The organism is Nocardioides kribbensis (genome assembly GCF_015070375.1).
GTDB lineage: Bacteria > Actinomycetota > Actinomycetes > Propionibacteriales > Nocardioidaceae > Nocardioides > Nocardioides kribbensis.
In genome coordinates this window covers 181726-206849 of record NZ_JADCLL010000004.1, presented here as the reverse complement: position 1 = coordinate 206849, position 25124 = coordinate 181726, and the positions used below count along the sequence as shown (strand labels likewise).

Annotated in this window: 26 protein-coding genes; 16 read left to right on the top strand and 10 right to left on the bottom strand. The window is 74.4% G+C overall.

Going from position 1 to position 25124, the window contains the following annotated elements:
* The first annotated feature begins 28 nt into the window (after window positions 1-28).
* From IR170_RS10520 to hemQ, 8 genes are all read left to right on the top strand, one after another.
* The gene (locus IR170_RS10520; protein WP_193662634.1) at window positions 29-1381 is read left to right on the top strand and encodes an acyl-CoA dehydrogenase family protein; all 1353 of its coding nucleotides are present in this window, start codon (window positions 29-31) and stop codon (window positions 1379-1381) included.
* 151 nt (window positions 1382-1532) lie between these two features.
* Window positions 1533-2681: a dimethylsulfone monooxygenase SfnG gene (sfnG, locus tag IR170_RS10515; RefSeq protein WP_193662632.1), complete on the top strand. Its 1149-nt coding sequence runs from the start codon at window positions 1533-1535 to the stop codon at window positions 2679-2681.
* A complete protein-coding gene (locus IR170_RS10510) occupies window positions 2678-3910 on the top strand; it encodes an SfnB family sulfur acquisition oxidoreductase (protein WP_319805017.1) in 1233 nt (410 codons plus the stop codon). The genes sfnG and IR170_RS10510 overlap by 4 nt, the downstream gene beginning before the upstream one ends.
* Window positions 3911-3925: 15 nt before the next feature.
* Entirely contained in the window at window positions 3926-5098 is a 1173-nt protein-coding gene (locus tag IR170_RS10505) for an LLM class flavin-dependent oxidoreductase (RefSeq protein WP_193662629.1), read from the top strand.
* Window positions 5095-5646 (top strand): NAD(P)H-dependent oxidoreductase, encoded by a 552-nt coding sequence (locus IR170_RS10500; RefSeq protein WP_319805016.1) that lies wholly within the window; start codon window positions 5095-5097, stop codon window positions 5644-5646. Before IR170_RS10505 ends, IR170_RS10500 begins: the two co-directional genes overlap by 4 nt.
* Window positions 5643-6161, top strand: a complete 519-nt coding sequence (locus tag IR170_RS10495) for a flavin reductase family protein (protein WP_193662627.1) — start codon at window positions 5643-5645, stop codon at window positions 6159-6161. The genes IR170_RS10500 and IR170_RS10495 overlap by 4 nt, the downstream gene beginning before the upstream one ends.
* A gap of 101 nt (window positions 6162-6262) precedes the next feature.
* Complete coding sequence (hemG, locus tag IR170_RS10490; RefSeq protein ID WP_193662625.1) at window positions 6263-7723, top strand: protoporphyrinogen oxidase; 1461 nt, start codon at window positions 6263-6265, stop codon at window positions 7721-7723.
* Window positions 7720-8427 (top strand): hydrogen peroxide-dependent heme synthase, encoded by a 708-nt coding sequence (gene hemQ / locus IR170_RS10485; RefSeq protein WP_193662612.1) that lies wholly within the window; start codon window positions 7720-7722, stop codon window positions 8425-8427. Before hemG ends, hemQ begins: the two co-directional genes overlap by 4 nt.
* A 12-nt stretch (window positions 8428-8439) precedes the next feature.
* Here the strand turns inward: hemQ and IR170_RS10480 are convergent, their stop codons facing one another.
* Genes IR170_RS10480 through msrB form a run of 3 tightly spaced genes read right to left on the bottom strand, consistent with a single transcriptional unit; the run spans window position 8440 to window position 10477 of the window.
* Window positions 8440-9339, bottom strand: a complete 900-nt coding sequence (locus IR170_RS10480) for an aminotransferase class IV (protein WP_193662609.1) — start codon at window positions 9337-9339, stop codon at window positions 8440-8442.
* Window positions 9340-10068, bottom strand: coding sequence for a sulfotransferase-like domain-containing protein (locus IR170_RS10475; RefSeq protein WP_193662607.1), 729 nt, complete (start codon window positions 10066-10068; stop codon window positions 9340-9342).
* Between the two features lie 10 nt (window positions 10069-10078).
* A complete protein-coding gene (gene msrB / locus IR170_RS10470; RefSeq protein ID WP_193662605.1) occupies window positions 10079-10477 on the bottom strand; it encodes a peptide-methionine (R)-S-oxide reductase MsrB in 399 nt (132 codons plus the stop codon).
* 76 nt (window positions 10478-10553) lie between these two features.
* On the opposite strand from msrB, the gene IR170_RS10465 reads away from it, so the two are divergent.
* From IR170_RS10465 to IR170_RS10455, 3 genes are read left to right on the top strand one after another with little or no spacing between them, the layout of a single operon-like run.
* Window positions 10554-11627 carry a ferredoxin reductase gene (locus IR170_RS10465; protein WP_193662603.1) on the top strand — a complete coding sequence of 358 codons (1074 nt, stop codon included), beginning with the start codon at window positions 10554-10556 and terminating at the stop codon, window positions 11625-11627.
* A gap of 49 nt (window positions 11628-11676) precedes the next feature.
* The gene (locus IR170_RS10460; RefSeq protein WP_056862035.1) at window positions 11677-12876 is read left to right on the top strand and encodes a fatty acid desaturase family protein; all 1200 of its coding nucleotides are present in this window, start codon (window positions 11677-11679) and stop codon (window positions 12874-12876) included.
* Window positions 12873-13244, top strand: a complete 372-nt coding sequence (locus IR170_RS10455) for a hypothetical protein (protein ID WP_056862036.1) — start codon at window positions 12873-12875, stop codon at window positions 13242-13244. Before IR170_RS10460 ends, IR170_RS10455 begins: the two co-directional genes overlap by 4 nt.
* A gap of 86 nt (window positions 13245-13330) precedes the next feature.
* Here IR170_RS10455 and IR170_RS10450 read toward each other — a convergent pair whose 3' ends face one another.
* Window positions 13331-14635 carry a GNAT family N-acetyltransferase gene (locus IR170_RS10450; protein WP_193662601.1) on the bottom strand — a complete coding sequence of 435 codons (1305 nt, stop codon included), beginning with the start codon at window positions 14633-14635 and terminating at the stop codon, window positions 13331-13333.
* A gap of 63 nt (window positions 14636-14698) precedes the next feature.
* On the opposite strand from IR170_RS10450, the gene IR170_RS10445 reads away from it, so the two are divergent.
* From IR170_RS10445 to IR170_RS10435, 3 genes are read left to right on the top strand one after another with little or no spacing between them, the layout of a single operon-like run.
* Window positions 14699-15799 (top strand): DNA polymerase domain-containing protein, encoded by a 1101-nt coding sequence (locus IR170_RS10445; protein WP_193662599.1) that lies wholly within the window; start codon window positions 14699-14701, stop codon window positions 15797-15799.
* Complete coding sequence (locus tag IR170_RS10440) at window positions 15796-16359, top strand: AAA family ATPase (protein ID WP_193662597.1); 564 nt, start codon at window positions 15796-15798, stop codon at window positions 16357-16359. The genes IR170_RS10445 and IR170_RS10440 overlap by 4 nt, the downstream gene beginning before the upstream one ends.
* Window positions 16352-16639 carry a DUF4031 domain-containing protein gene (locus IR170_RS10435; RefSeq protein ID WP_319805015.1) on the top strand — a complete coding sequence of 96 codons (288 nt, stop codon included), beginning with the start codon at window positions 16352-16354 and terminating at the stop codon, window positions 16637-16639. Before IR170_RS10440 ends, IR170_RS10435 begins: the two co-directional genes overlap by 8 nt.
* Here the strand turns inward: IR170_RS10435 and IR170_RS10430 are convergent.
* Genes IR170_RS10430 through serA form a run of 3 tightly spaced genes read right to left on the bottom strand, consistent with a single transcriptional unit; the run spans window position 16629 to window position 19435 of the window.
* Window positions 16629-17273 carry an HD domain-containing protein gene (locus tag IR170_RS10430; protein WP_193662595.1) on the bottom strand — a complete coding sequence of 215 codons (645 nt, stop codon included), beginning with the start codon at window positions 17271-17273 and terminating at the stop codon, window positions 16629-16631. The two genes, IR170_RS10435 and IR170_RS10430, sit on opposite strands and share 11 nt — an antisense overlap.
* 53 nt (window positions 17274-17326) lie before the next feature.
* Window positions 17327-18205 (bottom strand): oxygenase MpaB family protein, encoded by an 879-nt coding sequence (locus IR170_RS10425; protein ID WP_193662592.1) that lies wholly within the window; start codon window positions 18203-18205, stop codon window positions 17327-17329.
* 30 nt (window positions 18206-18235) lie between these two features.
* Window positions 18236-19435 carry a phosphoglycerate dehydrogenase gene (gene serA, locus IR170_RS10420; protein WP_056904829.1) on the bottom strand — a complete coding sequence of 400 codons (1200 nt, stop codon included), beginning with the start codon at window positions 19433-19435 and terminating at the stop codon, window positions 18236-18238.
* Between the two features lie 79 nt (window positions 19436-19514).
* On the opposite strand from serA, the gene IR170_RS10415 reads away from it, so the two are divergent.
* Window positions 19515-20162, top strand: a complete 648-nt coding sequence (locus IR170_RS10415; RefSeq protein ID WP_193662590.1) for a hypothetical protein — start codon at window positions 19515-19517, stop codon at window positions 20160-20162.
* Between the two features lie 96 nt (window positions 20163-20258).
* Window positions 20259-22607 carry a hypothetical protein gene (locus tag IR170_RS10410; protein WP_193662588.1) on the top strand — a complete coding sequence of 783 codons (2349 nt, stop codon included), beginning with the start codon at window positions 20259-20261 and terminating at the stop codon, window positions 22605-22607.
* Between the two features lie 19 nt (window positions 22608-22626).
* Here IR170_RS10410 and IR170_RS10405 read toward each other — a convergent pair whose 3' ends face one another.
* From IR170_RS10405 to IR170_RS10395, 3 genes are read right to left on the bottom strand one after another with little or no spacing between them, the layout of a single operon-like run.
* Window positions 22627-23334: a class I SAM-dependent methyltransferase gene (locus tag IR170_RS10405; RefSeq protein ID WP_193662585.1), complete on the bottom strand. Its 708-nt coding sequence runs from the start codon at window positions 23332-23334 to the stop codon at window positions 22627-22629.
* Window positions 23331-24119: an ABC transporter ATP-binding protein gene (locus IR170_RS10400; protein WP_193662583.1), complete on the bottom strand. Its 789-nt coding sequence runs from the start codon at window positions 24117-24119 to the stop codon at window positions 23331-23333. The genes IR170_RS10405 and IR170_RS10400 overlap by 4 nt, the downstream gene beginning before the upstream one ends.
* Window positions 24116-25102, bottom strand: coding sequence for an ABC transporter substrate-binding protein (locus tag IR170_RS10395; protein ID WP_193662581.1), 987 nt, complete (start codon window positions 25100-25102; stop codon window positions 24116-24118). Before IR170_RS10395 ends, IR170_RS10400 begins: the two co-directional genes overlap by 4 nt.
* Between the last annotated feature and the right edge of the window lie 22 nt (window positions 25103-25124).

The window sequence follows — 25124 nt, the reverse complement described above, 5'->3', positions numbered from 1 at the left end:
GTGTCATGACTGTAGCCGAGGAGCGCCCATGTCTGTCCAGCCGTCCGTCCAGCCCGCCGCGCGGTCGTCCGTGGGGCGGGCCCCCGCCCGGGAGGCCGCCGTGCCGTTCGTGCCCCACGTCGCCGTCGACTCCCCGCGACTGGCGGGGCTGCGCGCGACCTACGCCCCGCTGTGGGAGCGGATCGCGGCCGGGGCCGTCGGGCGCGAGCTCGACGGCGAGCTGCCGGTCGAGCAGGTCGCCTGGCTCAAGGCGGCCGGCTTCGGCGCCGTGCGCGTGCCGCGCGAGCACGGCGGGGAGGGGCTGTCGCTGCCGGAGGTGACCCAGCTGTGGATCGAGCTCGCGGCGGTCGACAGCAACCTCCCGCAGGCCTTCCGCGGCCACTTCGCCCTCGTCGAGGACCGGCTGTGGCAGCACGCCCGCGGCTCCGACCAGGCGCGGTGGTTCGACCGGTTCGCCGCGGGCGAGATCGCCGGCAACGCCTGGTCGGAGGTCGGTGCCACCGAGATCGGCACGCAGCGCACGGTGCTCACCCGCCTCGCGGGCGGCGACTACCGCCTCGACGGCACGAAGTACTACACGACCGGCACCATCTACGCCGAGTGGGTCGACGTCTACGCCCTGCGCGACGAGGGCGACGAGGGCGACGAGGGCGAGGGTGGCGCGGGGGTCGGCGGCGCCGACGACTTCGCCATCGCGATCGTCGACACCCGTCGCTCCGGGGTCAGCGTCGTCGACGACTGGGACGGCTTCGGTCAGCGTGGCACCGGCAGCGGCACGACGAGCTTCGACGCCGTGCGCGTGCCCGCCGAGGACGTGCTCGCCTTCGAGGAGCGCTTCCCGCACCAGACCGCGCTCTACCAGCTCAACCTGCTCGCGACCCTCGCCGGGATCGGGCGTGCCGCGCTCGCCGACGCGGTCACCGAGGTGCGCCGCCGCGAGCGCAACTACTCCCACGCCAACGCCGCCCGGGTGCGCGACGACGCGCAGGTGCTCGCCCGCATCGGCGAGATCGCCGCCGCCGTCTACGCCGCGGAGGCCGCCACGCTGCGGGTCGCCGAGGCCCTCCAGGCCGTCGCCGACTCCGCGCACGGCGACCCCGAGCGCACCCGGCGACTGGTCGAGGTCGGCGAGATCGAGTCGTCCACCGCGCAGGTCGTCGTCACCGACCTCGTGCTGCGCGCCACCAACGACCTCTTCGACACCCTCGGCGCCTCGGCCACCGCGCGCGGCCGGGCTCTCGACCGGCACTGGCGCAACGCCCGCACGGTGTCGTCGCACAACCCCCGGATCCTCAAGGCGCGGGTGGTCGGCGACCACCTCGTCAACGGCGCGACCCCGCCGTACGCCTGGTCGATCGGGGCGACGCGCCGCGACCGGTGACGGGTCCGGCCGGGCGGTGAGAGGCGCTGCCTGTCACCCCGTCGCCCCTTCCGGTGGGGCTCAGGGGGGTCCTGCCTTGCATCCGCACCAATTGTCCAGCAACCTTATCGACATAAGCGGCTTCGGCCGCGAGAGACCACGAGGAGTCCCCATGACCGTGCAGCAGACCCGCGGTGAGTCCGGCGTGCAGCCGGGGCACGAGCCGCTCAAGTTCGCCTACTGGGTGCCCAACGTCAGCGGCGGCCTGGTCGTCAGCAAGATCGAGCAGCGCACCGACTGGAGCTACGAGTACAACAAGCGCCTGGCCAAGGTCGCCGAGGACAGCGGCTTCGAGTACGCCCTGTCGCAGGTGCGCTACATGGCCTCCTACGGCGCGGCCTACCAGCACGAGTCGACCTCGCTGTCGCTCGCGCTGCTGCTCGCCACCGAGCGGCTCAACGTCATCGCCGCGGTGCACCCCGGCCTCTGGCAGCCCGGCGTGCTGGCCAAGTTCATCGCCTCCGCCGACCAGATCTCGGGCGGGCGCGCCGCGATCAACGTCGTCTCCGGCTGGTTCAAGGACGAGTTCACCCAGCTCGGCGAGCCGTGGCTCGAGCACGGCGAGCGCTACCGCCGCGCCGAGGAGTTCATCCGCTACGTCCGCGAGATCTGGACCAGCGACCACGCGGAGTACCAGGGCGACTTCTACCGCCTGCACGACTTCGACCTGAAGCCGAAGCCGCTGGAGGTGCCCGGCCGGGCCCACCCCGAGATCTTCATGGGCGGCAACTCCACCGACGCCCGCGGCATGGGCGGTCGGGTCACCGACTGGTACTTCATGAACGGCAACACCCCCGAGGGCGTCGCCGAGCAGGTCCGCGACGTCACCGACGTGGCCCGGGTCAACGGCCGCCCCGAGGGGGCCGTGAAGTTCGGCGTCAACGGCTTCGTGGTCGCCCGCGACAGCGAGGCCGCGGCCCGCCAGGTGCTGCACGACATCATCGACCAGGCCGACGTCGAGGCCGTCGAGGGCTTCGGCTCCGCGGTCAAGCAGGCCGGCCAGTCGACGGGTGACAAGAAGGGCATGTGGCAGGACTCCGACTTCTCCGACCTCGTGCAGTACAACGACGGCTTCCGCACCGGCCTGGTGGGCACGCCCGAGCAGGTCGCCCACCGGATCATGGAGTACAAGCGGCAGGGCGTGCAGATGATGCTGCTGGGCTTCCTGCACTTCATCGAGGACGTCGAGCACTTCGGTCGCGAGGTGCTGCCGATCGTGCGCGAGCTGGAGGCCGCCGAGCTCGCGAGGGTCGGCCGGTGACGACGCTGACCGCCCCCGCGACGGTGTCCGTGCTCGACGCCGACGCCGCGCTGCGCGTCGCCGCCGACCTCGCGGGCGAGCTGGCGCAGGGCGCCGTACGCCGCGACGCGGAGCGGGTGCTGCCCGCCGCGGAGCTCGACCTGCTGTCGGCCTCGGGGCTGCTGGCGATCACGGTGCCGGCCGAGCACGGCGGCGCCGACCTGCCGGTGGAGGTCGTGGCCGAGGTCTTCCGCCTGCTGGCCGCGGGCGACCCCAGCGTGGCCCAGGTGCCGCACAGCCACTTCGTCTACGTCAACGCGCTGCGCCACCAGGGCACGCCGGCCCAGCAGGCGTTCTTCTTCGGCGAGGTGCTGCGCGGGCGCCGGCTGGGCAACGCCCAGTCGGAGGTCGGCACGAAGCACGTGCGCGAGCACCGCACCACCCTGACCGAGACCACCGCCACGACCGGACCCACGGCGGACGGCGGCCGCACCTGGCGCCTCGACGGCGAGAAGGGCTACAGCACCGGCGCGCTCTTCGCCGACTGGATCCCCGTGCTCGCCCACCTCGGCGAGGACGGCCCCATGCACGTCGCGTGGGTGGAGCGCACCGCCCCGGGCGTCACGGTCGTCGACGACTGGGCCGGCATGGGCCAGCGCACCACCGCCAGCGGCACGGTGCGCCTCGAGGGCGTGGCGGTCGACGACTCGCGGATCACGCCCTACCACCTGACCTTCGAGGGCCCGCAGACCTACGGCGCCTTCGCCCAGCTCCTGCACGCCGCGATCGACGCCGGGATCGCCCGCGCGGCGGTCGAGGACGCGGCGAGCTTCGTCACGACGATGTCACGGCCCTACCCCGACGCCGGGGTGGAGCGGGCCGCCGACGACCCGCTGGTCGTGCACGCCTTCGGCGAGATGGACCTCGCCGTGCGCGGTGCGGAGGCCCTGGTGGCCGAGGCCGGGCGCGCCGTCGACCGCGCCGACGCCCACCTCACGGTCGAGAGCGTCGGGGCGGCCAGCCTCGCCGTGGCCGCCGCGCGCGCCTCGACCACCCAGGTGTCGGTGGCCGTCGCCAGCCGGCTCTTCGAGGTCGCCGGCACCCGCTCGGCCCTCGACGGGCTCAACCTGCACCGCCACTGGCGCAACGCCCGCACCCACACGCTCCACGACCCCGCGAGCTGGAAGGTCCAGCACCTCGGGCACCACGCCCTCGAGGGCACGCTGCCGCCCAACCACGGTCAGATCTGAGAGGAAGAACCCCCCATGAGCCCGTTGACGTTCCACTGGTTCCTGCCCACCAACGGCGGTGACGGCCGCCAGGTCGTTGGCGGCGGCCACGGCGTGAGCGCCGGGCCGTCGGGTCGACCCGCCGACGTGCCCTACCTCGGCCAGATCGCCCGCGGCGCCGAGCAGATGGGCTTCGAGGCCGCCCTCACCCCGGCCGGTGCGTGGTGCGAGGACGCCTGGCTCTCGACCGCGATGCTGAGCCAGGTCTCCGAGCGGCTGAAGTTCCTGGTCGCCTTCCGGCCCGGGCTGGTCGCGCCCTACCTCGCCGCGCAGATGGCCGGCACCTTCCAGAACCTCACCGGCGGCCGCCTGCTGCTCAACGTGGTCACCGGTGGCGAGAGCCACGAGCAGCGCATGTTCGGCGACTTCCTCGACAAGGAGGCCCGCTACGCCCGCTGCGACGAGTTCCTCGAGATCGTGCGCCGGCTGTGGGCCGGCGAGACGGTCGACTTCGCCGGTGAGCACCTGCAGGTCGAGAGCGCGAAGCTCGGTCAGATCCCCGACCCGGTGCCCGCGATCTACTTCGGTGGCTCCTCGCCGGCGGCCGGCAGGGTCGCGGCCAAGCACGCCGACGTCTACCTCACGTGGGGCGAGCCGCCGGCCGCGGTGGCCGAGAAGGTCGACTGGATCCGGAAGCTCGCGGCCGAGGAGGGACGCGGTGCCGAGCGCCCGATCCGCTTCGGCATCCGGATGCACACCATCGTGCGCGACACCGCCGAGGAGGCGTGGGCCGAGGCCGACCGCCTGCTCGCCGGCATCGACCCGGCCTCGATCAAGGCCGTGCAGGAGGGCCTGCGCAAGAGCGAGTCGGAGGGCCAGCGCCGCATGCTCGACCTCAACGGCGGCAGCAAGGACGACCTGGAGATCCACCCCAACGTCTGGGCCGGCGTGGGCCTCGTGCGCGGTGGCGCGGGCACGGCCCTCGTGGGCAGCCACGAGCAGGTCGCCGACCGGATCGAGGAGTACCACTCCGTCGGCATCGACGAGTTCGTCCTCTCCGCCTACCCCCACCTCGAGGGGGCCTACCACTTCGGTGAGGGCGTGCTGCCGATCCTGGCCGAGCGCGGTCTGTGGGAGCACCCGGCCCCGCCGGTGCACCACACCACCGCCGTGCCGTTCCAGGCCGCCGGCCGCACGGCGGCGTCGTGACGGCCCGCCCCCGCGTGGCGGTGGTGGTCGGCAACCCCAAGCCGCGCTCGCGCACCCTCGGGGCCGCCACGCTGCTGGCCCGCGAGCTGTCGGGGGAGGAGCCCGACCTGACCGTCGACCTCGCCGAGCTCGGCCCGGCCCTGCTCGACTGGTCCAGCGCGGTCGTCGCCGACCTCGTCGAGGCCGTGGGGGAGGCCGACCTCGTCGTGGTGGCCTGCCCGACCTACAAGGCCACCTACACGGGTCTGCTCAAGCTCTTCCTCGACCGCTTCGGCGCCGGCACCGGCCTGCGCGGCGTCGCGGTGCCCCTGATGCTCGGCGCCGGCCCCGCGCACGCCCTGGCCCCCGAGCTCACCCTGCGCCCGGTGCTCACCGAGCTCGGCGCCACCGTGCCGGTGCGCGGCCTCTACGTGCTCGACCAGCACCACGACGACCCGGCGGCCTACGCCGACTGGCTCGCGACGGCGCGGCCCCGCGTGGCCGCCCTGCTCGACCCCGCGCCGCACCTCGCGCTCCACCCCCACCTCCCGACAGGAGCCCCCGCATGAGCGTCACCGCCCTCTCCACCAACCAGGACCTCGACCCCCAGCGCCTGCGCGAGGCCTTCGGCATCTTCCCCAGCGGGGTCGTCGCCGTGGCCGCGCAGGTCGACGGACGCCCGGTCGGGCTGGCCGCGAGCTCCTTCACCTCGGTCAGCCTGGAGCCGGCGCTGGTGTCGTTCTCGATCGCCAACACCTCCAAGACCTGGCCCGACCTGCGCCGCGCCGACCACCTCGGCGTCACCGTGCTGGCCGACCACCACGGCGGGGTCTGCCGCCAGCTCGCCGGGCCGGTCGACGAGCGCTTCACCGGCATCGACATCTCCACCACCGACGACGGTGCGGTGACCCTCGACGAGGGCCTGGCCCGCTTCGACTGCTCGCTCTACCGCGAGGTCGAGGCCGGCGACCACACCATCGTGCTGCTCCAGCTGCACGCCGTGGAGTCGGTCGAGGGCGCGGTCGCCGACGCCCCGCTGGTCTTCCACCGCAGCGGCTTCGGACGGATGGCCGCCTCGGCCTGAGCCCCCCCCTGCCGCTGCCCCGGCGCCACCCCCCGACTCCCACGCCGCGACGACCCCGCACCCGGTCGTCGCGGCGTGGGCCGCTCTGAGACGCTGGTGGCATGGCTGCACCCGGCACCCCCCGCGCCCTGGCCGTGGTGGTCGGCGGCGGCATCGCCGGCCTCGCCGCGGCCCGCGACCTGGCCGAGGCCGGCCACGAGGTCGTCGTGCTCGAGGCCGCCGACCGCGTCGGCGGCAAGCTGCTCCGCCACGAGGTCGCCGGGGCGTTGGTCGACGTCGGCGCCGAGGCGATGCTCAACCGCCGAGCCGAGGGCGTCGACCTGGCCCGCGCGGTCGGGCTCGAGGTCGAGCACCCGGCCGTGGTCAGCTCGCGCATCCACAGCCGCGGGGCGATGCGGCCGCTGCCGCGCTCGCTCATGGGGGTGCCGCTCGACCTGGCCGCGCTCGAGGCCTCCGGCGTGCTCTCGCCCGAGGGCCTGGCCCGGGCCGCCCGGGAGGTCGACCTTCCCGCCAGCGACCTGGGGGACCTGGGCGACCCGGGGGCCGACGTCACCGTCGGCGACCTCGTGGACGCCCGCTTCGGCCCCGAGGTGACCGACCGGCTCGTCGAGCCCCTGCTCGGCGGGGTCTACTCCGGTCTGGCCCGTGAGATCTCCGCGCGCGCCGCCGTGCCGCAGCTGGTGGCGCTGGCCGCCCGCGGCTCGGTGGTCACCCACGGCGGCGCGGTGCCCACGACGTACGCCGGCCCGGTCTTCGCGGGGCTGTCCGGCGGCATGGGAGCGCTGCCCGACGCGGTGGTCGCCGCCGGTGGGCTGCGCGTGCGCACGGGCACCACCGTGCGCGGCCTGCGCCGCACGCCCGAGGGCCTCGAGCTGCTGCTCGGCCCCACCACCGACCCCGAGCTGCTGCGCGCCGACCTCGTCGTGCTGGCCACCCCGCCCGCGCCGACCGCGCGGCTGCTCGCCGACGTGGCGCCCGCCGCCGCGAGCGAGCTGGCCGCGGTGGAGACGGCCTCGGTGGCGGTGGTGACCCTCGCCGTGCGGGCCGCCGACGCCCCGGCGCTGGCGGCCGCCGACACGTCGGGCTTCCTGGTGCCACCGGTCGAGCGGCGCCGGATCAAGGCGGCGACGTACTCCTTCTCCAAGTGGGCGTGGGTGCGCGAGGCCGGCCGCGGGCTGGTCGACGGCGACGACGTGCTGCTGCTGCGCACCTCGCTGGGCCGTCACCGCGAGGAGCGCACCCTGCAGGCCGACGACGCCGAGCTCGTCGCCGCGTCGCTGTCCGACCTGCACGCGCTGACCGGGCTCGACGCCCGCCCCGTCGACACCCACGTGCAGCGCTGGGGCGGCGGGCTGCCGCAGTACGCCGTGGGCCACGTCGCGCGCGTCGCGCGGGTGCGGACCGCGGTCGCGCAGGTGCCGGGCCTGGCGGTCTGCGGGGCGGCCTACGACGGGGTCGGCATCCCCGCAGCCGTCGGCTCGGCCCACCGCGCGGTGCGCGAGCTGCTGGCGACCAGGGTCACGTGGGCCGACGAGGCCCCGCGCGGCATGATGGAGCCATGAGCGACACCCAGACCAACGCCGCCCGGCTGCGCGAGATCAACGACTCCATCCGCTACACCACGTGGTCGGTCTTCCGTCTCGACCGGGTGCTCGGCGACGCCGACCGCGAGGCCGAGGGCGCCGAGGTCGAGAAGCTCCTCGCCGAGCTGGCCGAGGAGGGGGTCGTGGTGCGCGGCGTCTACGACGTCGCCGGGCTGCGCGCCGACGCCGACGTCATGGTCTGGTGGCACGCCGCCGACTCCGAGGCCCTCCAGTCGGCCTACCACCGCTTCCGCCGCACCGCGCTCGGCTCGCGCCTGGCGCCGGTCTGGTCGCAGATGGCGCTGCACCGGCCCGCGGAGTTCAACAAGTCGCACGTGCCGGCGTTCCTCGCCGACGAGGAGCCGAAGCGCCACGTCTGCGTCTACCCCTTCGTGCGCTCCTACGAGTGGTACCTCCTGCCCGACGAGGAGCGCCGCGACATGCTCAAGGAGCACGGCATGCAGGCGCGGCCCTACCCCGACGTGCGCGCCAACACCGTCGCCTCCTTCGGCCTCGGCGACTACGAGTGGATCCTCGCCTTCGAGGCCGACGAGCTGCACCGCATCGTCGACCTCATGCGCGACCTGCGCGCCAGCCGCGCCCGCCGCCACGTGCGCGAGGAGATCCCGTTCTACACCGGTGCCCTGGTGCCGGTGGCCGAGCTGGTCCAGCGCCTGCCCTGAGCGGCGGCCGGCTCAGGCCACGACGGTGCCGGAGCGGGCGGTGAGCTCGGCGTACGCCGCGGAGATGCGCGCGGCGACCGGGCCGGGCGCGCCGTCGCCGATGGTGCGCCCGTCGATCGCGACCACCGGCGTGACCCCGCCCATGGTGCCGGTCACGAACACCTCGTCGGCGGTGTAGAGCTCCACCAGCGAGTGCTCGCACACCTCGGTGGGCAGGCCGAGGTCGGCGCAGAGCCCGAGCACCGTCTCGCGGGTGATGCCCTCGGGGCACGCCCGTGTCGTGGAGGTGCGCACGCGGCCGCCGGCGACGTGGAAGACGTGGGTGGCGTTGGTCTCGGCCACGAAGCCCGCGTCGTCGAGCATGAGGGCGTCGTCGGCGCCGGCCACCGTGGCCTCGACCTTGGCCATGATCGAGGTCAGCAGGTTGTTGTGGTGGATCTTGGGGTCGAGGGAGTCGGCGCGGTGCCGGCGCACCGAGGAGGTCGCCAGGGTGATGCCGGAGGCGTCGTAGACCGGTGACTTGAACTCCGCGAGCACGATGAGCGTGGGCCCGGAGGTGTTGAGCCGGGGGTCCATGCCGCTGGTGACCTTGACCCCGCGGGTCAGCGTGAGGCGCACGTGCACGTCGTCGTGCATGTCGTTGGCCGCCAGGGTGCGGCGCAGCTGCTCGACGATCTCGGCGTCGGAGGGGATCTCGGCGAAGGCCAGCGCCTTGGCCGAGCGGCGCAGCCGGGCGAGGTGCTCGTCGAGCCCGAAGATCCTGCCCCGGTGCAGCCGCAGCCCCTCCCAGACGGCGTCGCCGCCCTGCACCACGGAGTCGAAGGGGCTCACCGCCGCCTCGTCGCGGTGGGTGATCCGGCCGCCGACGTTGACCTGGAGGTCGGCGTTGCGGGGGTCGAACTGCTGCAGCATTCAGGACTCCTGGTCGGTGGCGGGGCGCAGCCGGTGGGGGGCCAGCGCGTCGTAGAAGGGGCGGCAGCGCTCGAGCAGCGGCGCCAGGCGCTCGGGCAGCGGGTCGTGCCCGCCGGGGGAGGAGGTGGCGAAGCCGGTGGAGGCCTCGACCCCGGCGTACCAGTGCGGGGCCCAGACGCCGTCGGTGTCGCGCGGGCCCGCGGGCCAGGACAGCATCGCCTCGTCGAAGGCGAGACCGAGCGCGGCGCACAGGGCCGTGAGCGTGCCGCGCGGGTCGCGGAGCACGTCGGCGGCGTCGACCACCGGGCCGCCGAAGCGCTCGAAGAGCGCCAGCTGCTGCGGCAGGCCGAGGTCCTCCAGCGTCGGCTCCTCGCGCACCTTGGCGTAGGAGGTGAGCACGCGCTCGGGGTCGCGCACGAGGAAGGCGTGGCGCAGCCCGGCCAGCGCGCCCTGGTCGAGGTCGGGGAGCACGTGGTGGGTCATGTGCTTCTGGTACTGCACCGGCGTGGGCACGGGGCCCGCGGTCAGCTCGCGCACCAGCGCCTCCCAGTCGGTCGACTGGGAGGCGATGACCTCGTCGCGGCCGGGGTGGTCGAGACCGGTGGCGGCGAGGTAGGCGGCGTAGAGCGGCTCGTCGACGACGGTGCAGTCGGCGCGGTGCTCGAAGCTGCGCATCAGGGCCGTGGAGAGGTTGCGCGGCCCCGACCACATGGCGACCCGGAGAGTCACGCCGACCGACCTACGCCTTCTCCTCCAGCGTGAGGCTGATGGAGTTGATGCAGTAGCGGTCGCCGGTGGGGGTGCCGTAGCCGTCGGGGAAGACGTGGCCCAGGTGGGAGCCGCAGCTGGCGCAGCGGACCTCGACGCGCTTCATGCCGTGGCTGGTGTCCTCGATGTACTCGATCGTGTCACTGATCGGCTGGTAGAACGACGGCCAGCCGCAGCCGGAGTGGAACTTGGTGTCGGACTCGAAGAGCGTGGCGTCGCAGGCCTTGCAGCGGTAGACGCCCGTGGTCTCGGTGTCGGTGTACTTGCCGGTGAAGGCCCGCTCGGTGCCGGCCTTGCGCAGGACGGCGTACTCGTCGGGGGAGAGCTGCTCGCGCCACTCGGCGTCGGTCTTCTCAACGGAGTAGGTCATACCCCCAGAGTACGTCGGGGAGGTTCACCCCTCCGACCCGTTGACGCCAGTGGGAGAACGCCTGTTCACTGGGCCGATGGCAGGGACGATCCCGTGGGAGCGGGTCCGCAGGGCGGGCTCGAAGCTGACCACCCCGTTGCACCCCGACGACTACCTCTCGCTGGTCAACCCGCTGTGGTCGACCCGCGAGCTGCGCGGCCGCATCGAGGAGGTCGTGCCCGAGACCGAGGACGCCGCCACCCTGGTGATCCGGCCCGGCTGGGGCTGGCGCTACGACCACAAGCCCGGCCAGTACGTCGGCATCGGCGTGCAGGTCGAGGGCAAGTACCAGTGGCGCTCCTACTCGGTGAGCTCAGCGCCCAAGCGCAGCGGCCGCACCATCGCGATCACGGTGCGTGCCATGCCCGAGGGCCTGCTCTCCTCGCACCTGGTCAACGGCCTGGCCCCCGGCACGATCGTGCGCCTCGCGCTGCCCGAGGGTGACTTCGTGCTCCCCGACCCCCCGCCGGCGCGGATGCTCTTCCTCGTGGCCGGCTCCGGGGTGACCCCGGTGATGTCGATGCTGCGCACGCTCGACCGCCGTGGCTCGATGCCCGACGTCGTCATGCACTACTCCTCGCCGACGGCGGAGCGGATGATCTTCCGCGACGAGCTCGACCGGCTCGAGGAGGGCCACGAGGGCCTCACCGTGCACCGCCTCCACACCGACACCGAGGGCATGCTGGCGCCCGCCGACCTCGACCGCGTGTGCCCCGACTGGCGCGAGCGCGAGACGTGGGCCTGCGGACCCGGCCCGATGCTCGACGCGCTCAGCGAGCACTTCGAGGCCGAGGGGGTCGCCGAGCGGCTCCACCTCGAGCGCTTCTCGCTGAAGCTCGGCGACGCCGGCGGCGAGGGTGGCACGATCTCCTTCCGCAACTCCGGCAAGACGGTGGACGCCGACGGCGCCACCACCGTGCTCGAGGCCGGCGAGCAGGCGGGCGTGGGCATGCCCTACGGCTGCCGCATGGGCATCTGCCACACCTGCACCGTCACCCTCGTCTCCGGCGCGGTGCGCGACCTGCGCAACGGCGAGGAGTACGCCCAGCCCAACGAGCAGATCCAGACCTGCGTGACCGCCGCCGCCGGCGACTGCACCCTCGACATCTGACCCACCCGACCCACCAGCCCCCCGCACCGCTGCACCCACTGGAGGACCCATGGCCATCTCGGACGTCCGGGAGTACACCCACCTCACCGACGAGGAGGTCGAGCAGATCGGCCGCGAGCTCGACGCGATCCGCGCGGAGGTGGAGGAGTCGCGCGGGGCCGCGGACGCGGCGTACATCAACCGGATGATCAAGGTGCAGCGCGGCCTGGCCTTCGCGGGCCGCGTCACCCTGCTCGCCTCGCACCGCAAGCCCGCCTGGGCGGCCGGGGCGGCGATGCTCGGCGTGGCCAAGATCCTGGAGAACATGGAGATCGGCCACAACGTCATGCACGGCCAGTGGGACTGGATGAACGACCCCGAGATCCACTCCTCCAACTGGGAGTGGGACACCGCCCAGCCCGCGGAGCAGTGGAAGCACTCCCACAACTACGTGCACCACCAGTTCACCAACGTGCTCGGCCACGACAACGACATCGGCTACGGCATCCTGCGCATGGCCCGCGAGCAGAAGTGGCACCCCGCCAACCTCGGCCAGCCGGTCTACAACGCGCTGCTCGCCAGCCTCTTCCAGTGGGGCGTGGCCCTCCACGACCTCGACATCGAGGCCATCCGCAAGGGCAAGAAGGACCCGAAGGAGATGAAGCGCCAGCTCGGGCAGATCTGGCGCAAGGGCCGCAACCAGGTGCTCAAGGACTACGTCGTCTACCCCGCGCTCAGCGGGCCGCACTGGCGCACGACCCTCACCGCCAACGCCACGGCCAACGTCACCCGCAACCTGTGGTCCTACGTGATCATCTTCTGCGGCCACTTCCCCGACGGTGCGATGCACTTCACCGAGGAGGAGATCGAGGACGAGACCCGCGCGGAGTGGTACCTGCGCCAGATCCTCGGCGCGGCCAACTTCGAGGGCGGCCCGCTGCTGCACATCATGTCGGGCAACCTGGGCTACCAGATCGAGCACCACCTCTTCCCCGACCTGCCGAGCAACCGTTACGGCGAGATCGCGGTCAAGGTCCGCGCGCTGTGCGACAAGTACGACATCCCCTACACGATCGGGCCGCTGCACAAGCAGTACGGCCAGGCGCTGCGCACCATCATCAAGCTCTCGGTGCCCAACGGCTTCACCACCTCCGACAAGCCCGAGCCCCCGAGCCCCGACCGTGCCCCGGTCGAGCGCGGCCGCAAGAGCGACGCCGAGCGTCCCTCGCGCCGGGCCGAGCTGGGCGGCTGGTCGCGGAAGGCGTCATGATCCGGGGCCTCAGCCGTGACGTCGACGCCGTCGACGCTCCCTTCGCCTGGGAGCGCGACGACGCCGGCGACCTCCAGCTCGTGGCCCGCCGGGTGACCCAGTGCGCCCTGAGCCGCATCTGCGGGGCCTGCGCGGAGTCGCTGGGGCGCCCGGTGGCCTTCGTCGGCGACGACCTGGAGATCGGGCGCAACGCCTTCCACGCCCCGCCCCTGCACCTGACGTGCGCAGCCGACCTGGCCGCCCGGGTCGACCACTGGCGGGTGGTCACCACGTCGGGCTTCGAGTTCGTGCGCGCCACCGCCGAGGACGAGGACCGCCGACCGGTCTTCAGCCCCAACTCGCTGCTGGGCGAGGCCTCCCGCGGCTGAGGGCCGCCCCACCGACCCCGCGCCGCGGGAGCCGGGACATCCGGGGGGAGCCCCGGTCCCGCGGTGTCGGACCCCGGCGGCGAGGCTCAGAAGCCGGTGGTGTTCCAGGGGGCCGGACCGGCGTGGTCGGTCATCGCGGCCCACGTCGCCACGTCGGACCCGGTGACCCGACCCGCGGCGGCCGCGGTGAGCACGGAGCGGTCGCCGAGGTAGAGGGCTCCGAGCGTGTCGACGCCGAGCCGCACGCCGGGCGCCTCGTCGGTCGCCTCGACCCGTGCCCGTCCCTGCCCGGTGGTGACCCGGAAGGTCCCCGCGGCGTGACCGAGCGGGTCGTCGACGCCCAGCACCACCGTCGCGTCGGCGCTCCACGGCCGAGCCTCCAGCGCCGCGACCGGGTCGAGCACGCGCAGCCACAGCACGTCGCGCACCTCGGTGGTGGTGACGACCCGGGGGTCGGTGAGCGCGAGGTCGAGCGGGTCCTCGACCGGGGCTGTCGCGCGCGCCTTCGCGGTCAGGTCGAGGTCGGCGAGGAAGCGCCACAGCCGCAGGTGCACCTGCGGGCCCAGGGCCTGCAGGTCGCGCACCTCCACCAGCCCGCCGTCGGTGTCCTTGACACGGAAGCGGACGTAGCCGTCGGGCGTGCCCGAGGGGTCGAGGTGCACCGCCACCCGCGACGCGCGGTCGGGGCCACCGGTCTCCCAGTCGTGCTCACCACTGTCGTGGACCGCGTGGTGGGCCGGGCGCGCCACCATGCCCCGCGTCGTGGCCAGGACCCGCGCGAAGACCTCGCGGCACACCGGGTAGGCCTCGGCGGGCGTGGCCAGCTCGAGCGCCCCGGTGTCCTCGACCTGGTCGCGCAGGGCGAAGCGGGCCGTGAGGTCGACCTCGATGCGCCGGCGGCGGGTGGCCACGCCGAAGCCGTAACGGCCGTAGATGGAGCCCTCCGAGACCGTGAGGGCGGCCAGCGGCAGCCCCCGGTCGGCGGCCTCGGCGAGGTCCTCGCCCATCAGCCGGCGCAGGAGGCCGCGGCGGCGGTGGGTGGGGGCCACGGTGACGTCGGTGATCATGTGCAGCGGCAGCAGGCGCCCGCCACCGACGTTGACCTGCTGCTGCCAGCTGGTGAAGGTGCCCACCGGCGCAGGCGTGCCCGCCACCCGGCTGGTGCGCGGCCAGACCGCCCGCAGCACCGCGTCGTCGGCGCGGGTCGAGTCCAGCCAGCGGCGGTGCTTGTCGTCGTCGAGCCCGCCCTCGTGGAAGCCGAGGCTCCAGGCGTCGGCGTACGCCCGCAGGCGGGCGAGCTCGCCCGCGTCGGTGCTGTGGACGTCGAGCCGGTCGACGACCAGGTCGGGGTGGGGGTCGGGGTGGTGATCGGAGAGGGGGTCGGGGCGCACGCGGTCACGCTACGGCGCGTGCGCCGCCCGTCACGACCGGGTTTCGCCGCTACGGTGGCGCCCATGGCGAAGGCGAGCGCGGTCGAGGTGCAGGCGGGCGGGCGCGCTGTGCGGGTCTCGAGCCCCGACCGGGTGGTCTTCGAGGCCACCGACCGCACCCCGGAGGTCACCAAGCTGGGCGTGGCGGAGTACGTCGCCTCAGTCGACGACGGGCTGATGCGGGCCCTGCGCGGTCGTCCCACGGCGCTGGAGCGCTGGACCTCCGGCGTGCGCCCCGGCATGCGGCTGGCCACGGGCCCGCAGGACAAGGACGCCGACGCGTTCTACCAGAAGCGGGTGCCGAAGGGGGCGCCCGACTACCTCGAGACCGCCCGCATCACCTTCCCCTCGGGTCGCACCGCCGACGAGATCTGCCCGACCGAGATCGCGGTGCCGGTGTGGTGCGCCCACATGGGCGCGATCACCTTCCACCCGTGGCCGGTGCGCCGCGACCCCGCGGTCGAGGGCTGGCAGGACCGCCCCGACGAGCTGCGCATCGACCTCGACCCCCAGCCCGGCACGACCTTCGCCGACGCCGTGCGCGTCGCCGGCGTGGCCGACGGTCTGCTGCGTGAGCTCGGTCTGGTCGGGTGGCCCAAGACCTCGGGCAACCGCGGCGTGCACGTCTACGTGCGCATCCGCCCGGAGTGGGACTTCACCGACGTGCGCCACGCCGCCATCGGCCTGGGCCGGGAGCTCGAGCGCCGCGACCCCGGCGTCACCACGAACTGGTGGAAGGAGGAGCGCGGGCAGCGGATCTTCGTCGACTACAACCAGAACTGCCGCGACCGCACCATCGCCTCCGCCTACTCCCTGCGCCCGCTGCCCGGCGCGCCCGTCTCGACCCCGCTGTCGTGGGAGGAGCTGGCCGAGCTGCGCGACCCCCGCGAGCTCAACATCGTCACGGTGCCCGAGCGGCTGCGCGAGCACGGCGACCCGTGGGCCGGCATCGACGACGCGGCGGGCTCGCTCCAGCCGCTGCTCGACCTCTGGGAGGAGCTGCCCGGCGGGGAGCTCAACTACCCGCCCGACCACCCCAAGATGCCGGGGGAGCCGCCGCGCGTCCAGCCCTCGAAGAAGGTGGCCGCCCACTGGGACGACGACGGCAACCGGGTCGAGGCGTGAGCCTGCTCCTCCACCTGAACGGACCACCCGGCATCGGCAAGTCGGCCCTCGCCGCCCGATGGGCGGACGCCCACCCGGGCACGCTGCTCCTCGACGTCGACGCGCTGCGCACGTGGGTCGGTGGGTGGCGGGAAGACTTCGCCGCCACCGGGGAGGTGGCCAGACCTGTCGCGCACGCGATGGTCACGGCCCACCTGCGCGGCGGGCGCGACGTGGTGCTGCCGCAGCTGCTCGCCGACCCCGCGGGCCAGGCCGGCTTCGAGCGGGCCGCGCACGCTGCCGGGGCCGACGTCTGCTCGGTGCTGCTGCGGGCACCGGCGGCCGAGGTCGCCGCGCGGCGCGCGGGACGCGGGGACTCGACGCCGCTGGCGCGGGCGGTCGCGGGCGTGGTCGACGGCGAGGGTGAGCAGGGTCCGGCGCTGTGGATCTCGCGCCTCGAGGCGCTCACCGGGCAGCGTCCCGACCTCCTCGACCTCGACGTGGGTGGTCTCGACGAGGCCGCCTCGCTGCGGGCGCTCGAGCACCTCGTGCGGCGCGCGGTGCCAGGATGGGGTGCGTGAGCACCCGATGATCCTCATCGACCCGCCCAACGCCGCCGGCCACGGCCGGCTCTGGTCGCACCTGGCCAGCGACACGTCCTACGACGAGCTGCACGCCTTCGCGCGGGCGCAGGGCTTCTCCGAGCGCGGCTTCGACCGCGACCACTACGACGTGCCCTCGGAGTGGTACGACGACGTCGTGGCCGCCGGTGCCACGCCGGTCAGCAGCCGCGAGCTCGTCGCCCGGCTGCGCGCGGCGGGGCTGCGCACGACGCAGAGGCGGGGGCGCCCTAGCGGCTGACGGCCTCGGAGCGGCCCGTGCGGGCCCCCAGCGAGGCGAGCTCGGCGTCGAGGTTGGCGCGGGCGGGGGCCTCCCAGGTGCGGCGGGCGTGCGCGGTGTGGAAGAGCTCCGGCTTCTCGGCCAGGCTCTCCAGCACCCGGGCGCGGCCCTCGTGGAAGGTCTGGTCGTCGAGGTGGGCGTACTCGCGACGCACGGCGGCGACGTAGTCGTCGTAGCGCGCGCGGGGCGCGGCGAGGATGGCCAGGTCGGCGTCGGAGAGCGCGCAGCCGGCGGCGTCGTCGTCCTCGGGCTGGTGGGTCTCGGTCAGCCGGACCAGGCGCACGACCTCGGCGACCTCCTCGGCCGGCAGGTGGGTGGCGAGGGCGTGCTCGGCCCAGGCGGCCGAGCGCTCCTCGGCGTCACGCTCGCCGTCGTAGACCCCGTCGTGGAACCACGCGGCGAGCACCACCGGGCGCTGCGGGTAGGCCGCACCCCGCGCGGCGAGCTCGTCGAGCCGGTCGAGCACCTCGGCGAGGTGGCGCAGGTCGTGGTAGCCGCGGCTCGGGTCGCCGTAGGCGGCCAGCAGTGCGTCGCGCACGTCGGTGGCGCCGGCGAGCGGCCAGCGTGAGGAGAGGTCCGGATGCGGAGGTTCCATGGGTCCATTCAACGGGGACGCACCCACCGGTGCCAGCCCGGGTCGGGGGTGGATCAGGCGTCGGCGGCGGCGCGGGCGGCCTGCGAGGGCGTCATCGCCCACCGGATGGTGCCGGTGGCCAGGCCGCCCAGCGCCCGCACGACGGTCCGCTCGCCCACCGGCAGCCAGGGCAGCCGCAGCGGCAGCCGGGTCCACACCGGCATCAGCGCCACGGCAGCGGCCACCAGCACGCCGTAGGGCGCCCGCGCGGGCAGGGGGAGCGGCGGCTTGAAGAGCAGGTAGCCCACGGCCTCACGCGCCTCGGGGGTGCCGCGCAGCTCGGGGCGGTAGGCGGCCAGCACCTCGCGCAGCTCGGCCTCGGTCTGCGGCGGGTCGACGACGCCCAGCTTCTCGGCGATGACCCCGACCTGGGCGACGTACTCGTCGCGCCCGGCCTGGTCGAGCGGCTGCTTGCCGTAGACCTGGTGGGCCAGCAGGAAGGAGTCGACCTCCGCGACGTGCACCCACCTCAGCAGGTGGGGGTCGGAGGCGGCGTACGGCGTGCCGTCGGGCATCGTGCCGGTGACCTTGGCGTGGATGCGGCGCACGACGTCGACCGCGGTCTGGGCGTCCTCGGCGTGGCCGAAGGTGGTCGTGGCGAGGAACGTGCTCGTGCGCGCCAGGCGGCCCCACATGTCACCGCGGTAGCCCGAGTGCTCGGCCACCGCCCGCATCGCCGCGGGGTGCAGCGTCTGCAGGAGCAGCGCCCGGATCCCGCCGATGAACATCGAGGCGTCGCTGTGCACCCGCACGATCGCGCTGTCGGGCTCGAACCACCGCGGCCCGGGCCGGTTGTGGATCCGGTCGCTCTGCTTGGCGCCGTCGGGCCCGGCCACGCGCTCGAACAGCGCCTGGCCCAGCCGGTCGCGCACGCTCACCCTCGCGGTCCCCATGCCCCGAGCCTACGGACGGGGCGGTGGGGCTTAGGCCGACCAGGTGCGGACCCAGAGCGTGTGCTCGGAGTCGGCCAGGGCCTTGATCGCCGACTCCGGGACGGGGTCGGAGGTGTCGGTGACGACGTAGCCCTGCTCGCCGGAGGTGGCGAGGTACTGACCGGTGACGTTGCTGCCCGACTCGGCGATGAGCTGGTTGACCGAGGCGAGCACGCCGGGCACGTTGACGTGGAGGTAGCCCAGCCGGTGCCCGCTCTGCAGCTGCGGGGCCATGACGGCGGGCAGGTCGACCGACAGCTCGGTGCGGCCCTCGAGGGCGAAGCCGGCGAGCTTGTTGGCGACGAAGAAGCCGATCTCCTCCTGCGCCTCCTGCGTGGAGCCGCCGACGTGCGGGGTGAGGATGACGTTGTCGAGACCGCGCAGCGGCGACTCGAAGGGGTCGCCCTGGGCCTTGGGCTCGATCGGGAAGACGTCGAGGGCGGCGCCGGCGATGTGGCCCGAGAGGATGTGCTCGCGCAGCGACTCGTTGTCGACGACCATGCCTCGCGCGGCGTTGATGAACAGCGAGCGCGGCTTCATGCGCGCGAACTGCTCGGGGCCGAAGAAGCCGGCGTTGCCGGGGCGGCCGTCGACGTGCAGCGTGACGACGTCGGCCTGCTCGAGCAGGTCGTCGAGGGTCTTCATGCGCTGCGCGTTGCCGTGGGCCAGCCGGTCGGCGGTGTCGAAGAAGATGACCCGCATGCCCATCGACTCGGCCAGGTTGGACAGCTGGGTGCCGATGTTGCCGTAGCCCACGATGCCGAGGGTGCGACCGCGGATCTCGTGGCTGCCCTTGGCCGACTTGTCCCAGACACCGGCGTGCATCTTGCCCGACTTCTCGTGCAGGCGACGGGCCAGCGCGATGATCTCGCCGATGACCAGCTCCACCACGCTGCGGGTGTTGGAGAAGGGCGCGTTGAAGACGGCCAGGCCGCGGGCCGCGGCCGCGGCCAGGTCGACCTGGTTGGTGCCGATGCAGAAGCAGCCGACGGCCTGCAGGTCGGTGGCGGCGTCGAGCACCCGCTCGGTGAGGTGGGTGTTGGAGCGGATGCCGAGCAGGTCGACGCCGGGGAGCGTCTCCACGAGCTCGTCCTCGGAGAGGGAGCCGGCGCGCAGCTCGACCTCGAAGCCGCGACCCTCGAGGATCTGGACGGCGAGCGGATGGATGTTCTCGAGCAGCAGTGCCTTCACTCCGACAAGGGTAGAGAAGCCGCGCCGCTGCGCCGAAAACCCGATGAGGCGTGGACGCCGCCCGTGGTCTGCTGGGCGCATGGAGCCCACCCTCGACCGATTCCGCGCGCTGGCCCGGAGCGGACCGTGGCGCTGGCGCACCCTCGAGGTGCGCTTCGTGGAGGGGACCGCGGCTCCGGCGGAGGCGAGCCTCGACCGTGCGCGCGGCACCCTCGTCGTGCGGGACCCCCGGGGCATCCACCACGTCGCGGCGGCGCCGCACTCCGCGCCCGGGCGACCGTGGGCGGTCACGCCCGCGCTCGACGCCGACGGACTGGTGGCCAGCCGCCCCACGCGTGCCACGGCCGACAGGAGGATCGACTACGCCGACGCGATGTGGCAGTCCTACCTCTGGGTCGCCGTGCTCGACCCCGTCGAGCTGAGCTCGGGGGTGCTGCTCGACGACCTGCGCGCCGGCGAGGTGGCCGGCAGGAGCGTGTGGTGGGCCCGCGCGGTCCCGGTCGAGGGCTACGACCCCACGTGCAGCTGCTGTCCGCTGCTGTGGTCGCGGGTCAGCGACCGCCTCGAGTACGGCGAGGAGCGCGACCTCACCGGCATCGACTACCCCAGCGCCCACGACGTCGCCCTCGACCTGGGGACCGGCGCGGTGGTGCGGGTGGTGCCGCTCGACGGCGACCGACGCGGGGCCTGGTCCCTCGACGTGCTGGCCGTCGACATGGTGGGCTGAGCGTCGACGTCTCGGCCGCGAGGCAACCGGACGACGCTCTCGTGCGTCTAGGAGTCGGTGGGCAGACCGCCCACCCCGAACGAACGGACCTCACCCGTGCTCCAGCGCCCCACCCGCCGTGCCGCCGCGGCGCTCGCCGCCATCCTGCTCCCGTTGACGGCCGCGGCCGTCGTGCCCACCCCGACCGCCGCCGCGCCGCCGGCGCCGGGCGCCACCTCGGCCGACCGCGGCGCCTGGCAGGTGTCGCGGGTCGACGCCGCGACGTGGCGGGTGGCGTGGACCGCGCCGGGCCGGCTGCCGCTGGGCTCCGACCGCCCGACCCTCGCCGGCGCCGGCCTCGGCTTCGGGGCCCCGACCGTGAGCGCCGACGGGCGCACCGTGAGCGCCACGGTGCGCTCCGCGCAGCGTCCCGACCCCGCCGACCTCGACGTGCTGCTCTCGGGCGACCGCCTGGACGAGTCCGGGCTCGACGCGGCCCGGGCCACCGCGCCGCTCGCCGCGGGTCGCGCGGCCACCGCGCCGTACACGCAGGGCTTCGCCGAGCTGGCCGACGACCCCGGGGTGGCCGGGCCGTTCGCCACCGTCGCCAGCGACTACGAGCTCGATCCGGTCAAGCTGCCGGGGATGCCCGAGCCGGTCGAGATGGTTGGCCACGTGGTCGAGCCCGCCGCCGACGCCGCGACCGGGCCCCGGCCGCTCGTGCTCTTCCAGCACGGTCGTCACGGCGTGTGCTACGACCCCGACCGACCGCGTGCCTACAGCTTCGACTGGCCCTGCGCGGGCCGCTTCGAGGAGATCCCGAGCCACCTGGGCTACGTGCAGACCCAGGAGCTGCTGGCCAGCCAGGGCTACGCCACGGTCTCGATCCGGGTCAACGGCATCAACGCCCAGGACTACCGCCTCGACGACGGCGGCGCCGACGCCCGCGCCGAGATCATCGCGCGCCACCTCGACCACTGGGTCGACCTGGCGCCCTCCCACGACGTCGACCTCGACCGGGTCGTGCTGGTGGGCCACAGCCGCGGCGGCGAGGGCGTGGACCGCGCCTCGATCCAGATCCCGCTGTCGGCTCCCTACCGCGTCGCCGGTCAGGTGCTCATCGCGCCGACCGACTTCGGCACCCAGACCGCGCCCTACGTGCCGACCGTGACCCTGCTGCCGGCCTGCGACGGCGACGTGTTCGACCTCCAGGGCCAGCGCTTCACCGACTACGGCCGTGACGTCGCCCCCGACGACACCTCGCTGAAGAGCTCGGTGCTGGTGCTGGGCGCCAACCACAACTTCTTCAACTCCGAGTGGACCCCCGGCGTGGCCGCGGCCCCGTCGGTCGACGACTGGTTCGGCGGGGAGATTCGCTCGTGCGGCACCGCCGACCCGCGCCGTCTCGACGGCGCCGAGCAGCGTGCGGTGGGCGCGACGTACACCGCCGGGGCTGTGCGGCTCTTCACCGGCGACGTCGCGGTGCTGCCGCTCTTCGACGGCTCGCGGGTCACCGCGGCGTCGGCCGGCGACGCCGAGGTGCTCAGCCACGCCGTCGGTGGCGGGCGCGACGTGCGCGCGCCCGGCGACGAGGCCGGACGCTCCCTGCCCGACGGCGCGGCCTCGCGCTTCTGCCGCGGCACCGCGTCCTACGCCCAGCGCGCCGCCGACTGCGGGCGCGGCATCACGGGCCAGGTGACCCCGCACTGGACCACGTCGGGGGAGCGCACCCCGACCCACCGCTTCCTGGAGGTGTCGTGGGACGCCCCGGGCCAGCGCGCCGGACTGGTGCTGGAGGAGCCGCTCGACCTCGCCGGGCGTCGGCTCGAGCTGCGCACCCTCGTCGACCCGCGGCTGGGCGACGTGCAGGTCGACGTGCGCCTCACCGACGCCGACGGCGCCACCGCCGTGGTGACCCCGGAGGGCGACGGCGTGCTGCGCGCGCTGCCGCGCGGCAGCACCAAGATCTGGGGGCAGACGCTGCTGGTCGACGCCTCCAAGGCCGCCGGCATCGACCCCGCCCGCGTCACCGCGGTCGACCTGGTCGCGCGCAGCGGCGACGGGAGGGTCTGGGTCGCCGACGTCTCGGCCGCCCCCGACCGCCTCGCCGCCGTGCCGCAGCGGCGGATGGCCACGATCAGCTTCGCCGACGTGCGCCGGCCCGAGGGCGACGGCCCCGCGCCCGCCACGGTCAACCTGCCCTTCACGGTCACCGGCCTGACCCGCCCGGCGCGGGTGCTCGTGCTCACCACCGGTCAGTCGCGCGGCTCGCTCGAGCGCTACGTCCTCGACCTCGCTCCCGGGCAGACCAGCGGCGTCGTGCCGCTGACCTACCAGCCCGACGACGAGCGCGGGGCGCGTCGCTACGATTTCCAACTCACCGCCTGGGCCCTCGACGGCGTCATGACCGACCAGTACGTCGCCCGCGCGTCGGTCCTCGACGACGACCGCCGGGGCCGCGGCTGAGGCGGCCCGGCCGGGCCGGTCAGGGGCGCGCGGTCAGCAGGAACTGCAGCCGTACGTCGTGCCCGGGCGCCGCGCCGTGGGCCCGGTCGAGCTCCAGCAGCCCGGTCAGCGGGGTCACCTCGACGTCGCGGAAGCCGCCGTCGCGCAGCGCCTGGGCGCTGGCCTCGATGCTGCCGGCCTCGGCCAGGGGGAGCGCGGCGCGCACGGTGTCGTCGTAGGAGCCGGTGAAGTCCTCGCTGCCGTGGCCCCCGAGCCCGTCGGGGAACCACGTGCTGTCGACCATGGCCAGCACCCCGTCGGGGCGCAGCACGCGGCGCCAGGCGGCCAGGGCGGCGGCGGGCTCGCGCAGCGTCCAGAGCACGTAGCGCCCGGCGAGCACGTCGAAGCTGTCGTCGGGGAAGTCGGGCGCGACCATGTCGCCGCGCAGCAGCCGCGGCGGACGGGTCGTCGGGGGCAGCTCGGCGACCCGCTGCCGCGCCACCTCGAGCATGCCGTCGGCCAGGTCGATGCCGGTGACACGGTGCCCGAGCCCGGCGAGCAGGGTGGTGACGTAGCCGCTGCCGCATCCGAGGTCGAGCACGTCGGCCGGGGCCGGGGGCAGCGCCGCCGACCACACCTCGGCCCACAGCTCGCGGTCGCGGCCCCGGTGCTCGGGCCGGTGCTGGCCGGCGTCGTAGGCCGGGGCCCGGCGGCTCCAGTAGTCGTTCATGCGGTCCTGGACGCTCATGCGGGGGCTCCTTGGTGGGTGGGCTGGAAGAGCAGGTGGACCTGGCCGTCGACCTCGACCCGGCGGATGCCGATGCCGTAGACGGGCTCGAGGACGGCCGGGTCGAGCACGGTGCCGGCCGGCCCGGCGGCCACGACCGCGCCGTCGCCGAGCAGCACGAGGTCGTCGCAGTAGCGGGCGGCCAGGTTGAGGTCGTGCAGCACCACGACGACCGCGGTCGGGTCGGGGCCCTCGACGAGCCCTCGCACCAGGCCGAGCACCTCGTGCTGGTAGCGCACGTCGAGGTGGTTGGTCGGCTCGTCGAGGAGCAGGTGGGTCGCCTGCTGGGCCAGCGCGCGGGCGATGAGCACGCGCTGCCGCTCACCTCCGGAGAGCCCGGCGAAGGCGCGGGCGCCGAGGTGGTCGGCCCCGACCCGGCGCAGGCAGTCGAGGGCCAGCGCGTGGTCGTCGGCCCCGAGGCGCTGGAAGGTCGACAGGTGGGGTCCGCGCCCCAGCAGGACCATCTCCGCCACCGTCAGGGCGGTCTCGCCGCCGCTCTCCTGCACCACGACGGCGAGGCGCCGGGCCGCCTCCCGCGGGCCGAGCGACGCGGCCGGGTCGCCGTCGACCTCGACCTGCCCGGTGGGGGAGCGCAGCGCGCCGTGCAGCAGGCGCAGCAGGGTCGTCTTGCCGCTGCCGTTGGGGCCGATGAGCCCCAGCACGCGGCCGGGGCGGGCGAGGAGGTCGACGCGGTCGACGACGCGGCGGCCGGCGTAGGCCCAGGAGACCCCGGTCGCGGTGATCACGCCCCGAACCTCGCCACGATCGCCTCCAGCCCGTCGACCGACAGCGGGCTGGGGGGCTCGGTGAAGTTGAACAGCTGCGTCATCACCTCCCCCTCGCGCACGGCGGTGAGCCGCTCCGCGCCGGGGAGCCCCACCAGGGCCTCCTCGACCGCGGCGGGGTCGCCGTCGGTGTGGAGCAGCACGAGCACGTCGGGGTCGCGGCCCAGCAGCTCCTCGAGGGTGACCTCGAAGACCCGCTCGTCGACGTCGCCGAAGACGTTCTCGAGGCCGGCGGCCTCCAGCTGCGGGTGCGCCATCGACCCGGTGCCGTAGGCGTACGTCGTGCCTCCGCCCACCGTGGGGTAGAGCACGGCGGCCGTGCGCCCCGACGGCTCGCCGACCGCGGCCTCCACGGCGGCGAGGCGCTCCTGCAGGTCGGCGGTGGCGGCGGCCGCCTCGTCGGGACGGTCGAAGACCTCGCCGTAGAGCGCCAGCTGCGACCAGACGTCGTCGAAGCCGGGCTCGCTCCCGCCGGTCTCGCACAGTGCCGGCTCCTCCAGCAGTGGCACGTCGACGGCCTCGAGGCTGCTGCGCGAGAGGTTGTCGACCTCGCCCAGCACGAGGTCGGGCCGCTGGGCGACGACGACCTCCTTGGAGATCTGCAGGTGCCCGCCGGTGTCGGTGTCGCTGGTCAGCTCGGGGATCGCGTCGAGCTCGGCGAGGGTCTGCTCGTCGTAGTACTCCGACGGGTAGAGCCCGGCGCGGGCGACGACCCGGTCGAGCACGCCGAGGTCGTGCAGGTAGGGCACCGCGGCGCTCTTCAGCATCACCACCCGCTCCGGGGCGGAGGGGAAGGTGACGTCACTGCCGCAGTTGGCGACCGTCACCGGCTCGCCGCCCGAGGCGCTGCCCGACGCGTCGGTCGAGGTGCCGCAGCCGGCGAGCGCGAGGACGGAGGCGGTGAGGACGGAGGCGGTGAGGACGGAGCCACGGGGGCGGGGCATGGGTCTCCTAGCTGGGGAGGGG